Genomic DNA, 11,598 nt, shown 5'->3' on the forward strand with positions numbered 1-11,598 from the left:
TCAGATCTCCAGCGGCGTGACGCCCATGAAGGCGCCCAGGTGCCCGAGTTGGGCGAAGGCCATTTCCGGGCCGGTCTGGACTGTGCAGCCAACCTGGCGTGCCCGGTTGAGCAGTGGGGTGATCTCGGGCGAGGTGACCACGTCGGCGACCAGGGTTTCGGGCTGCAAGGTGGCGAGCAGGGCGGCAGGCAGCGGCAGCTCCGCGCTACCGCCCATGCCGACAGGGGAGGCGTTGACCAGCAGGTCGAAGCCTTCCAGCCCGTCGACCCGGGTGGCGAGTTCGACCTTGGGGAAGGCATTGCCGAGCAGCTCGCAAACAGCGCCCACGCGTGCGGTGCTGGGGTCGCTGAGGGTGACGCTGGCGATGCCGGCCTCGCCCAGTGCATAGGCAATGGCACTGCCGACCCCGCCACAACCGATCACCAGTGCCCGCTTGCCTGCCGGCTCGAAACCATGTTTGCGCGCAGCACCGAGGAAGCCGGCGCCGTCCACGTTGTCGCCCAGCAGGCGACCGTCACGCTCACGGCGAATCACATTGACCGAGCCCAGCGCGGCTGCACGTTCGCTCAGGCCATCAAGGCGGCTGGCCAGGGCCTGCTTGTATGGCACGGTGACCACGCACCCACGCAGGTTCTGCCAGCCGCGCAGGGTACCGGCGAAGGTATCCAGTGCAGCCTCATGCAGGTCGATGGGCAGCATGGCCAGGTTGCAGTTGTTGTTGGCGAACCAGGTGTTGAAGTTGTCCGGGGACTTCACCTGGGCAATGGGCGAACCGACGATGGCGACCAGTTCAGTGGAACCACGAATCATGCTGACCTCCTTATTGGCGTTGTTATGGAGGCCAAGGGTGAGGCAAGGGGGGCGTTGGCAGCAATGCGCTGATCGGGCGTTTAATGCGATAATCGCATCCTTGATCCGGTTATCGCGGTAATCGGCTGTTTTTGCCCTGCTTGCGAGTCGAATAGATGAACACCCCCGCTATCCATCCTCGTGACTTGATCGCCGGCTTGCAGAAAGGCCTGGCGCTCATGCAGCTGTTCAGCGCCGAGCAGCCGCGCCTGAGCGTGCCGCAGGCGGCCAGGCTATCCGGCCTTACCCCCAGTGCCGCGCGGCGGTTTCTGTTGACCTTGGTGCACGAAGGGTTTGCCGAAACCGACAGCCGTGAGTACTGGCTTACGCCCAAGGCGCTGCGCCTCGGCCAGGCGTATGTGGACTCGGCGCAATTACCGCGCATGCTGCGGCCGATCGTCGAGCAGGTGGCGAGGCAGACGCAGGAGCATGTGTCGGTGGGTACCCGTGATGGTGACGAGATCATCCACCTGGTACGCAGCCGCTACAGCCATGTGGCCTCGTTGTCGATCCGGCCGGGTTCGCGGGTGCCGATGTATTGCACCGCCGGCGGGCGTGTCTGGCTGGCCTGGCTGGATGAGGGAGAACGGGATGCCTACTTTGCGCGTAACCCGCTGCGGGGGTTGACGCCTTATACGCAGACGGACCGGTTGCAACTGGAGGCGGAGTTGCTGCGGGTGAGGGAGCAAGGGTTCTGTATCGTGGACCAGGAGTATGAAGTCGGCATGCGGGTGCTGGGTGTGCCACTGCTGGACCGGGCCGGCCGGCTGAAAGCGACATTGACCATCACCACCCATGCTTCGCGGTTGAGTGTGGATGAAATACGCTTGCGGTATCTGCCGACCCTGTACGAGGCGCAGGCGTTGTTGCGGCCGGTGCTGGATTGAGGTGTTAGGGTTTGGAGGCGTGTTGCCTTCTTCCCGGGAAACTGGATCTCATAGAACTGAACATGATTCATTGAGCTAGCCGGGACCCTGTGGGAGCGGCTTCAGCCGCGAACACCGGCGCAGCCGGTGCCATGCACCGCGCTGGATTCTTCGCGGCTAAAGCCGCTCCCACAGGGTACGCAAAGGGGTGGGAGCGGCCCAGGCCCTCGGCTTATCTTTCGATCTGGCGGTTCCAGCGCGCGTTCCACTCGGGGCGCTGGGTGTTGACCTGGTCCCAGTCGATGGTCACGGCGGTCTGCAGGTAGGTCTGCATGGCTTCGACCTGGCCACGGGTCTTGTCGCTGGTGGGCGTGTTGGGGTTGGACGGGATCTGGTCACCCAGCTCCAGTGCCGGCGACTGCGCCTCGGGGCTGAGCAGGAACTCGGCGAGCTTCTGCGCAAGCTCCGGCTGGTCGTTGTTGGCCGTGACGCATTCGGCCTGGTTGAGCACCACGGCACCTTCCTTGGGCGCGGCGTACTCCACCGGGATGCCTTTGAGCTTCAGCGCCGTCACCTGGGTGGGGGTGAGCGGGAACAGCGCGGCTTCGTCGGTTTGCACCATTTCCGAGAGCTTGGCCGAGTTGGGGATGTACTCCAGCACGTTCGGGCCCACGTTCTTCTGCCAGGCGGCGAAGCCCGGGTTGACGTCGGTATCGCTGCCGCCGTGCAGGCGGTTGTACATCAGGAAACCATGCAGGCCGAAGGTGGACGATGCCATCGACTGGAACACCACCTTGTCCTTGAAGCGCGGGTCGGCCAGGTCGTTCCATGAGGTAGGCGCTGCCCAGCCATTGGCCTTGAACAAGCGGCTGTTGTAGGCAAGCCCGGTCACGCCCAGGCTGACTGCGGCGGCCTTGTCCTTGATCAAAGCCTTTTCCGGCAACTGGGCCAAGGTCGGGTTGGGTTTGAGCGTGCTGCACAGGCCCATGCCGATGGCGCGGTACATGATGCCGTCATCCAGCACCATCACATGGATCGACGGCTTGTTCGGCGTGGCCTGGACCTTGGCCAGGATGTCGGCCGAGGTGCCGGGAACGATCACCACCTTCACCCCGTTGGCCTGCTCGAACCTTGGCAGGATATTGTCGCTGAACAGCCGCTCCATGGTGCCGCCGTTCATGCCCAGGTACAGCGTGGGTTGGGCCATGGCGGGCAGGCAGGCGAACAGGCCGGGCACGGTGCAGAACAGGGCGAGCAAACGTTGCTTGTGCGTCATGACAGGTTTTCCTTGTAGTGGTTGGGCTGAAAGCGGTTGATGGAAAAAGCCGCCAGGCTGAGTGCCGGCGCGCCGTGCAGGATGCATTGCGCCAACGCTTCACCGGCAGCCGGGCCTATCTGGAAGCCGGCACCGGCAAAGCCGAAACCATGCAGCAGGCCAGGCTGGCGCAGGCTGGGGCCGAGCACCGGTTCGTCATCGGGCAGGTAACCCTCGGTGCCGCTCCAGGTGCGTATGGCCTGGGCGCCCGCCAGTGCCGGGTACAGCTCGGTGGCGTTGCGCAGGATGTCGAGTACTGCGGCCTGGCCCGGGCGTGCGGTGGTCGGGGTCAGGGCAAAACCGCGCCCGCCGCCCAGCACGCAGTTGCCACGCGCGACCTGGCGGGCGTAGATGCCGCCGCCTTCGACCCCGGTGCTGGCGGTCATGAACAGCGGCAGCGGCTCGGTAACCAGCATGGCCGGGTGGGCCGCGGTCAGCGGCACCGGCTCGCCGAACCGCTCGGCCAGTTGCGCCGACCAGGCGCCGGCGCAATTCAACAACCAGGGCGCCTTGAAGCCTTGGCCGCTGCTGGTGTGTACGCTGAAGCGGTAGCCGTCGTGACCCACCTCCAGCACCTTGCACTGCTCATGCACCTGGGCGCCGCTGCGCCTGGCCGCCTGGGCGAAGGCCGGTGACACCAGCCGTGGGTTGGCATGGCCGTCTTCGGGGCAGTACGAGGCGCCGACGGCGATATCGCCCACCCAGGGGAAGCGCTGGCGCAGTTCGCGTCGTTCAAGCAGTTGCAGGCGCAGGTCAAAAGCCTGGGTACGCTGGGCATAGGCCTTCAAGGCATCGAAGTCGGTTTCGCTGCGTGCCAGCTTAAGGTGGCCGCTGCGGGCGTATTCGCCATCGATGCCGATCCACTCGCGCAGATTCCCCCAGATGGCATGGGCGCGCATCGACAATGGCAGCTGCGCCAACGAGCGGCCCTGACGGCGCACACCGCCGTAGTTGACCCCGCTGGAATGCGAGCCGCAGAAGTCGCGTTCCAGCAATGCCACTTGCCGACCAGCGCGGGCCAGGGTCAAGGCAGCGCTGCTGCCGACGATGCCGCCGCCGACGATGATGGCATCCACTTCGATCAGCTTCATGGTTTTATCTCCAGGCCAAAGGGCAGGGGCTTGACCGGAGCCTGGCCACGCAGGCGCCCGACCTGGTCAATGGCCCGACCGCTTTCGCAGGCGATCAACTCGGCGGCAGCAGCACCGCACACGCGGCCCTGGCAGCGGCCCATACCGACTCGGCACATGGCTTTGACCCGGTTGATTTCCCAGTGCCCGGCACGCACGGTGGCGCGGATTTCCCCGGCGCTGATCTGCTCGCAGCGGCACACGGTGAGCTGGTCCGGGGCTTGCCGTGCCCACTGCTCGGGAAACGGAAAGGCCTGTTCCAGCCCCTGGCGGAAGCGCTGCAGGGTGGCCAAGCGCCTTTCCAGTTGCTGCTGGCGCTGCGGGTTGCCGGGCTTGCCGAGGTCGGCCAGCAGTGTCAGGGCGGCCAGTTCACCGCTCATCTCGGCACCGTCGGCACCGAGGATGCCGGCACCGTCGCCTGCCAGGTATACGCCGGGGCTGCTGGCCCGGCCCTGGGCATCACGTACCGGTAGCCAGGCGCGGTTGAGCGCGCTCCAGGCGAACTGGCAACCCAGCAGGTCGGCCAGTTGGGTTTCACTGCGCAGGGCGTGGGCGAATGCCATGGCGTCGCACGGCAGGTCGTGTTGCTGGCCATTGCTCAACCAGCGCACACCGCTGGCCCGTTGCTCGCCGTCGATACCCAGCAGGGTCACGCCCTGGTGCACGGGCACACCCTTGCGGGCCAGCCAGGCTCGGTAGTACAGGCCCTTGGCAAAGGTGCCCGGTTGCAGAAGCAGGCGTGGCAGGGCACGCACCTGGGCGCTGAACGGTGAGGTGTCGAGCACCGCGCTGACCCTGGCACCGGCCTTGGCATACTGGTAGGCCACCAGGTACAGCAGCGGCCCGCTGCCGGCCAGCACCACCCGTTCACCGATCGCGCAGCCCTGGAACTTCAGGGCGATTTGCGCAGCGCCCAAGGTATAGACCCCAGGCAGGGTCCAACCGGGTATCGGCAACACCCGGTCGGTGGCACCGGTGGCGACGATCACCCGGTCGAACGCCAGGCGGTCGGCCAGGTGGCCCTGTTGCAAGGTGTCCAGCACTTGGTTCTCGGCGTTCCAAACGAGGGTGTCCGGGCGGTAGTCGACCTGCCCGCGCAGTTGCTCGAGGGTGTTGTGCAGGGCTTGGGCCTTGCCGGCCTCGAAGCCGTACAAGGCTTTGGCCGAGCGGCGAAAATTGGCCGGCTGCTGGCGGTAGATCTGCCCGCCGCCGCGGCTGGCCTCGTCCAGCAGCACCGGGCGCAGGCCGTGGGCTACGAGGGTTTGCGCGGCGCGGATGCCGGCCGGGCCGGCGCCGATGATCACGATCGCACTCATGGCTGGCGCCCCGGGTCGCGGGTCACGCACTGGCCCGGTTCCAGAAAGGTCGAGCAGGCGCGTACCCGGCGGCCATCCTGCAGGCGTACCCAGCAGTCCTGGCAGGCGCCCATCAGGCAGAAGCCGGCGCGTGGTTCGGCGTTGAAGTCGCTGCCGCGCAGGTGCCCGGCATTGGTCAGGATGGCAGTCAGCAGGGTATCGCCGCTCATGCCTTTGGCCGGTTGGCCGTCGAGCAGGAAAGGCACAGGCTCGCGGTCGTGTTCGGCCACGCGCTTGAACAGGGGCATGGGAGCGTTCCTTGTCATTGCTTGCCCACCAGCACGCGGTCCAGGCCATATACGCGGTCCAGGGCGACCATGGTCAGGGCGGTGACGGCGATCACCAGCGCCGAGACGGCGGCCATCATCGGGTCGATGGATTCGGTGGCGTATACGTACATGCGCACTGGCAGGGTCTGGGTGGCAGGCGAGGTGACGAAGATCGACAGGGTCACTTCGTCGAAGCTGTTGATGAAGGCCAGCAGCCAGCCGCCGGCTACACCGGGCAGGATCATCGGCAGGGTGACCTTGCAGAACAGCGTGACCCGGCCAGCGCCCAGGCTTTGCGCAGCCTGCTCGGCACTGCGATCGATTCCGATGGCTGCAGCCAGTACCAGGCGTAGCACGTAGGGGGTAATCACCACGACATGGGCGAACACCAGCCAGGCGAAGCTGCCATTGACCCCCAGCAGGGCGAACAGCCGCAGCAAGGCCACACCCAGCACCAGGTGGGGGATGATGATCGGCGATAGCAGCAGGCCGTTGAGAAAGCCTTGGCCGGGGAAGCTGTAGCGGGTGATCGCCAGGCCCGCCGGCACGGCGATCAGAGTGGCCAGCGAGGCAGCCAGGGCCGCGAGTTTCAGGCTGTTGTAGAACGCATCGAGGAAATCGGCACGCTCGAACACGGCGCTGAACCAGCGCAGCGAGAAGCCGGCAGTGGGCAGGCTCAGGGTGTTTTCCGGGGTGAATGCCACCAGGCACACCACCACCAGCGGGGCGAGCATGAACAGCATCACCAGGGCGTGAAAGGACAGGGCCAGCGGGCCGTTACGGGTCATCGGTTCAGACTCCAAGTGCGCGTTTGTAGCGGCGTTCGACCAATCGGTTCCAGCTGAGCATCACCAGCAGGTTGATCAGCAGCAGGGCCACGGCGATGGTTGCACCCATCGGCCAGTTCAGTTCGGCCAGGTACTGGTCGTAGATCATGGTGGCGACCATCTTCAGGCGGCGACCGCCCAGCAGGCCTGGGATGGCGAACGAGCTGGCGGCCAGGCCGAACACGATCAGCGTCCCCGACAGCACGCCGGGCATGATCTGTGGCAGCACGATGCGGCGGAACACCGTCCACTGGCTGGCACCCAGCGAGAGCGCAGCCTGCTCGGCAGCCGGGTCGAGTTTTTGCAGCGAGGTCCACACCGGGATGATCATGAACGGCAGCATCACGTGGACCAGGCCGATGATCACTGCAAACGGCGTATACAGCAGCTTCACCGGCTGCCCGCCGAGAGCAGTGATGCCCTGGTTGACCAGGCCGTCGGCGCCTAGCAGCAGGCTCCAGCCGAAAGCTCGCACCACCACCGAAATCAGCAGCGGGGTCAGCACCAGGATCAGGAAGATCGAGCGCCACGGCGCGCCCATGCGGCTGAGCACCAAGGCCTCGGGGATGCCGATCAGTACGCAAAGCAGGGTGACCAGGGCACTGATCCAGAAGGTGCGGAAGAAGATCTCGTAGTAGTAGGTGTCGGTCAGCAGGCTCAGGTAATGGCCGAAGGTGTACTGGCCGGCCTGGATGCCGCTGCTGTAGTCGAACGCGTTGAACGACAGCAGCACGGTCAGCCCCAATGGCACCACCAGCAAGGCCAGGAACAACAGCAGCGCCGGGCTGCTCAAGCCATAGCCCCAGGCGCTGCTGCGCAGCTTTGCCGTGCTCATGCCGCCACCTCGCCAGCGTTCAGCACCCGCAGCAGGGCATCGTTCCAGTCCAGGCCGACCTGTGTGCCTTCATCCAGCGGTGTGTTGCCGTCGTTGGCACGCACCACGGCCAGGTTGCCCAGGGCGGTGTCGACCCTGTACAGCCATTGGCTGCCGAGGAAGTAGCGGCAGCTGATGCGGCCTGCGAGCTTGCCGCTGCCGGCCGGGCCGAGGCTGATCTTTTCCGGGCGCAGGCTGAGGGTCAGCGGGCCCTGGGCATCCGCCTGCGGTTGCCCGCCGGGGCCGGTTACGCCGCGCAGGCGGTTGGCCTTGCCGACAAAGTCGGAAATGAAAGGCGTGCCCGGGTGTTCATACAGGCGGTAGGGGTCATCGACCTGGGTAATGCGCCCGGCTTCCATCACCACCACCCGGTCGCTGATCGACAGCGCCTCGGCCTGGTCGTGGGTGACCATCAAAGTGGTGATGCCGACCTCGTTCTGGATACGGCAGATCTCGAACTGCATTTCTTCACGCAGGTGGGCGTCCAGGTTGGACAGCGGTTCGTCCAGCAGCAGCACCGGCGGTTCGATCACCAGTGCACGGGCCAGGGCCACCCGTTGACGCTGGCCACCGGAGAGTTCGCGTGGGTAGCGCTCGGCATGTTTGTCCAGGCGCACCAGCGCCAGGGCCTGGTCGACCCGGCGGGCTATGTCGGCGTTGGCCACCTTGCGCATGCGCAGGCCGAAGGCGACGTTGTCGCGCACGGTCATGTGCGGGAACAGCGCGTAGCTCTGGAACACCACGCCCAGGCCTCGGCTGGCCGGCTTGGCGTGGGTGATGTCGCGGCCGTCGAGGACAATGCGGCCGCTGGTGACCTCGACGAAGCCGGCAATCATTTGCAGGGTGGTGGTCTTGCCGCAGCCCGAAGGGCCAAGCAGGGAGACGAACTCGCCTTTCTCGATGGCCAGTGACGAGCTGGCCACTGCCTCCGTGGCGCCATAGCGCTTGCAAAGCTTGTCGATCAACAGAAAGGTCATGGCTGTGCTCCATCGCAAACGGAACCGGGGTCAACCGGCAGTTTCAGGGTGGGCAGAGCGCCAGCGGCGAAAAGCAATGCTTTTACGGACGTTGGCGCTCGCTGCTGTGGCGGCGGCCGATGTTGTGATATCGCCCTATGGACCGGAGAGTAGGGCAATGATTAGGATGGCGACAAAGGGTAATTTCACTGGGTGACAGCTATTTTGAAATTATTCCGCTGACTGGAATTTTCTAAGGTTTGACGAAAAATGGATTCCGATAAACGAAATGAGCAGGCCAAGGAAGTAGGTGTCAGTGCAGTGTCGCGTTTGTTCGCCGTGTTGCGTGCGCTGGGAGATTGCGGTGGCGAGGGCGAGAAGGTCAGCCAACTGGCGCAGCGGGTTGGCCTGGCGCAACCCACGACCCACCGCCTGCTGCGCAGCCTGATTGAAGAAGGCATGGTCGACCAGTGCGCGACCAGCAAGCGCTACCGGCTGAGCCTGGATTTTTTTGCCTTGGCGGCCAAGGCCGGGCAAGCCGGCAATCTGCGCGATGTGGTGCGCCCCAGCCTGCTGCGGCTGTCGGCCTCGCTGGGCGATTCGCTGTTCCTGCTGGCGCGCTCAGGGTTCGATGCGGTGTGCCTGGACCGCAGCGAAGGGCCATACCCGATCCGTACCTTCACCGGTGATATCGGCGGCCGTGTGGCCTTGGGGGTGGGGCAGGGCAGCCTGGCAATCCTGGCCTTCCTGCCGGAGGAGGAGCGCGACGAGGTGATCCGCTACAACCTGCCGCGGCTGAAGGATTTCCACCATTACGACGAAGTCATGCTGCGCGCCGAAATCGACAATGTGCGCAGCCTCGGTTATGCCGGGCGCAATACCGGAGTGCTCGATGGCATGGCCGGCCTGGCGGTGCCGATCCTCGATCGTAACGGCCATGCGGTGGCGGCCCTGAGCGTGGCGACCATCAGCGACCGCCTGGGGCCCAACCGCATGCCGACCGTGGTAGCGCTGCTCAAGCGCGAGGCCGCGGCGATTGGCGAGCGGGTCAACCCGTTCGACCCGGTGCTGCGCCGGCCTTCGCATGTGTTTGGTTGAGGGCCAGGATTGAGCTCAGTCCATCGTCGTGATGGAAAACTGATGGAGGTCGACGCATGGCACCGGCTTTGCCGGTGTTCGCCGGGCCCGCTCCCATACAGGCCTACTCCATCGCCTCGGCCACGCCCTGGTCCTCACCCAGGAACCCGCCGCTCTGGTGCTGCCACAACCGCGCATAAGTCCCATTCTTCGCCAGCAGTTGCGCATGGGTGCCTTGTTCGATGATGCGCCCTTCATCCATCACGATCAGCCGGTCCATGGCGGCAATCGTCGACAACCGGTGGGCGATGGCGATGACGGTCTTGCCTTGCATCATTTCATCCAGGCTCTCCTGAATGGCCACTTCCACTTCCGAGTCCAGCGCACTGGTGGCTTCGTCCAGCAGCAGGATCGGCGCGTTCTTCAGCATCACCCGGGCAATGGCGATGCGCTGGCGCTGACCACCTGACAGCTTGATGCCGCGCTCTCCCACCAAAGTGTCGTAACCGGTGTTGCCCTGGCGGTCGCTGAGCTGGCTGATGAAACCATCGGCCTGGGCATTGGCCGCAGCGGCGCGGATCTGCGCTTCGGTGGCATCGGGGCGGCCATAGGCGATGTTGTCGCGAATCGAGCGGTGCAGCAGCGAGGTGTCCTGAGTGACCATGCCGATGGCGCTGCGCAGGCTGTCCTGGGTGACCTTGGCCACGTTCTGCCCGTCGATGCGGATTTCCCCACGGTCCACGTCGTAGAAGCGCAGCAGCAGGTTGATCAAGGTGGACTTGCCGGCCCCGGAGCGGCCGACCAGGCCGACTTTTTCGCCCGGGCGGATGTGCAGGCTCAGGTCGTCGAGCACCTGGCGCTCGCCGTTGTAGTTGAAGCCGACCTTGTCGAAACTCACCGCGCCGCCCTTGGTTACCAGTTCGGTAGCGCCGGGCGCATCCTTCACCTTGGGGCCGCGGGTGAGGGTGGCCATGCCGTCCTGCACGGTGCCGATGTTCTCGAACAGCGAGGTTATCTCCCACATGATCCAGTGCGACATGCCGTTGATACGCAAGGCCATGGCGGTGATCGCCGCCACCGCCCCGGTGCCGACCTGGCCCTGGTGCCACAACCACAGGGCATAGCCACCGGCAGCCATGATCAGGCCCACCACCAGTGCCTGGTTGACGATTTCGAACTGGCTGACCAGACGCATCTGGCGAAAACCGGTCTGCTTGAAATCCTCCATGGCTGCGCGTGCGAAATGCGCTTCGCGGTTGGCGTGCGAGAACAGTTTTACCGTGGTGATGTTGGTATAGGCGTCAGAAACCCGCCCGGTCATCGATGATCGGGCGTTGGCCTGCTCCTGGCCGACCTTGCCCAGACGCGGCACGAAATACAGCATGGCCAGGCCGAACAGCACGACCCAGGCAATGAATGGCAGCATCAGCTTCAGGGCAAAGCCACCGGCCAGGGCGATGATCGCGATGAAGTACACGCCGATCCCGGGCAGGATCTCGATGAGGGTGAACAACACATCGCGAACCGCCAGCGCCGTCTGCATCACCTTGGTGGTGACCCGGCCGGAAAACTCGTCAGAAAAGAACGACAGGCTCTGGCGCAGCATCAGCCGGTGAAAGTCCCAACGCAGGCGCAGCGGCAAGTTGATCGCCAGTACCTGGTGCTGAAGCATGGTGCGCAGCGCCACCAACCCGATGCTGACCAGCAGGACGATGCCGATACCCCAGAGCACCCGGGTTTCTTCGGGGCCGATGTTACCGCCGGCCTGCCAGGCCGAAAGCAGGTCCACGACCTGGCCGAGGAAGGCGAACAGCCAGGCTTCGTAGATCGATACCCCGGCACTGAGCAGTGCAAGTGCCAGGATGTAGCCGCGCGCCCCTCGGGTGCAGGCCCACATGAAGCGCAGCAGGCCAACGGGTGGCGGAGGTATCTCGTCGGGTGGGAAAGGGTCGAGCCAGCGCTCAAAGATACGAAACATGCTTGTCTCCGGAAGATCAATTCTTGCCTGGCCGGTGGCCATGACCCAGCGATGCATTCGCTGTCGACAAGCCGGGCGTGGGCTGCAGGGCAGCCCCGGCAA

11 protein-coding genes are annotated in these 11,598 nt (G+C 65.2%); 2 read left to right on the plus strand and 9 right to left on the minus strand.

All coding sequences use genetic code 11. The features are described 5' to 3' along the window. Positions 1-810: a shikimate dehydrogenase gene (locus V3314_RS14105; RefSeq protein WP_046613950.1), complete on the minus strand. Its 810-nt coding sequence runs from the start codon at positions 808-810 to the stop codon at positions 1-3. Positions 811-965: 155 nt separating this feature from the next. On the opposite strand from V3314_RS14105, the gene V3314_RS14110 reads away from it, so the two are divergent. Further along, positions 966-1,736, plus strand: coding sequence for an IclR family transcriptional regulator (locus tag V3314_RS14110; protein ID WP_085601375.1), 771 nt, complete (start codon positions 966-968; stop codon positions 1,734-1,736). A 211-nt stretch (positions 1,737-1,947) separates the two neighbouring features. Here V3314_RS14110 and V3314_RS14115 read toward each other — a convergent pair whose 3' ends face one another. From V3314_RS14115 to V3314_RS14145, 7 genes are read right to left on the minus strand one after another with little or no spacing between them, the layout of a single operon-like run. Next, a complete protein-coding gene (locus tag V3314_RS14115; RefSeq protein ID WP_015269996.1) occupies positions 1,948-2,991 on the minus strand; it encodes an ABC transporter substrate-binding protein in 1,044 nt (347 codons plus the stop codon). Beyond that, positions 2,988-4,121 carry an FAD-dependent oxidoreductase gene (locus V3314_RS14120; protein ID WP_085601376.1) on the minus strand — a complete coding sequence of 378 codons (1,134 nt, stop codon included), beginning with the start codon at positions 4,119-4,121 and terminating at the stop codon, positions 2,988-2,990. Before V3314_RS14120 ends, V3314_RS14115 begins: the two co-directional genes overlap by 4 nt. Then, positions 4,118-5,476 (minus strand): FAD/NAD(P)-binding oxidoreductase, encoded by a 1,359-nt coding sequence (locus V3314_RS14125; protein WP_153670585.1) that lies wholly within the window; start codon positions 5,474-5,476, stop codon positions 4,118-4,120. The genes V3314_RS14120 and V3314_RS14125 overlap by 4 nt, the downstream gene beginning before the upstream one ends. Further along, complete coding sequence (locus tag V3314_RS14130) at positions 5,473-5,763, minus strand: (2Fe-2S)-binding protein (protein ID WP_024086802.1); 291 nt, start codon at positions 5,761-5,763, stop codon at positions 5,473-5,475. The genes V3314_RS14125 and V3314_RS14130 overlap by 4 nt, the downstream gene beginning before the upstream one ends. 14 nt (positions 5,764-5,777) lie before the next feature. Further along, positions 5,778-6,572 (minus strand): ABC transporter permease, encoded by a 795-nt coding sequence (locus V3314_RS14135; RefSeq protein ID WP_025339622.1) that lies wholly within the window; start codon positions 6,570-6,572, stop codon positions 5,778-5,780. 4 nt (positions 6,573-6,576) lie between these two features. Next, on the minus strand, positions 6,577-7,446 hold the full coding sequence (locus V3314_RS14140) for an ABC transporter permease (RefSeq protein ID WP_338459138.1): 870 nt from the start codon (positions 7,444-7,446) through the stop codon (positions 6,577-6,579). Continuing rightward, positions 7,443-8,462 carry an ABC transporter ATP-binding protein gene (locus V3314_RS14145; protein WP_085601379.1) on the minus strand — a complete coding sequence of 340 codons (1,020 nt, stop codon included), beginning with the start codon at positions 8,460-8,462 and terminating at the stop codon, positions 7,443-7,445. Before V3314_RS14145 ends, V3314_RS14140 begins: the two co-directional genes overlap by 4 nt. Positions 8,463-8,711: 249 nt before the next feature. Between V3314_RS14145 and V3314_RS14150 the strand changes: the two genes are divergently transcribed. Continuing rightward, the gene (locus V3314_RS14150) at positions 8,712-9,539 is read left to right on the plus strand and encodes an IclR family transcriptional regulator (protein WP_039613319.1); all 828 of its coding nucleotides are present in this window, start codon (positions 8,712-8,714) and stop codon (positions 9,537-9,539) included. Positions 9,540-9,642: 103 nt separating this feature from the next. Here the strand turns inward: V3314_RS14150 and V3314_RS14155 are convergent, their stop codons facing one another. Continuing rightward, entirely contained in the window at positions 9,643-11,496 is a 1,854-nt protein-coding gene (locus V3314_RS14155; protein ID WP_046613943.1) for an ABC transporter ATP-binding protein, read from the minus strand. Positions 11,497-11,598: the final 102 nt, after the last annotated feature.

Origin of the sequence: Pseudomonas sp. TE3-3-F2023 (assembly GCF_036784815.1) — a bacterium.
GTDB classification, from domain to species: Bacteria; Pseudomonadota; Gammaproteobacteria; order Pseudomonadales; family Pseudomonadaceae; genus Aquipseudomonas; species Aquipseudomonas pudica.